The sequence below is a fragment of the Vibrio sp. RM-69-4 genome (genome assembly GCF_024743775.1).
GTDB lineage: Bacteria > Pseudomonadota > Gammaproteobacteria > Enterobacterales > Vibrionaceae > Vibrio > Vibrio anguillarum.
In genome coordinates this window covers 1-481 of record NZ_JAMQXI010000003.1, presented here as the reverse complement: position 1 = coordinate 481, position 481 = coordinate 1, and the positions used below count along the sequence as shown (strand labels likewise).

Sequence of the window (481 nt, the reverse complement as noted above, 5' to 3'; positions counted from 1 at the left end):
ACTTCATCTTTTTGATGTTTAAAGCGAATCGATCCGATACCTTGAAAGATGGCATTAGCAGGCATCGCTTTAGCGAGCTACGCACGCGGATTAATGTCTCCTTCTTACCCCAGTTTATATAAACGCACTTTTAGCTCTCAAGAACATTTTGAAAACTGTTACCCTGTCAATTATTCGGTAAACAATGTGGGAGCACTACTTGGCCAATATTTATTCCCGATGTTTGTTTTAGTGATCGGTTTTCACGGTAGCTTTATGCTCTCAGCCATTTTGGCAGCGTTCGCCTTTGCCACTTTAATTGTGTTTAATAAATCATTAGTGAATGCCGCAGCTGAGATTGATCAAACTCCCGTAAGCGTGAAAAACTGGCTCGCCTTTTGTGCAGTATCGTGCGCGATGGTTGGGCTAGTTTTCTTCATGTTTTCTAATATGGACATCGGTCAAAACATCGTTTATGCCATTGGTGCAGCTGCCATTTTTT

1 pseudogene is annotated in these 481 nt (G+C 41.6%); it reads left to right on the top strand.

Features of this window, described 5'->3' with window-relative positions:
* Positions 1 to 48: 48 nt before the first annotated feature.
* Positions 49 to 481: pseudogene (locus NB504_RS00030) on the top strand (major facilitator superfamily transporter); the annotation flags it as partial.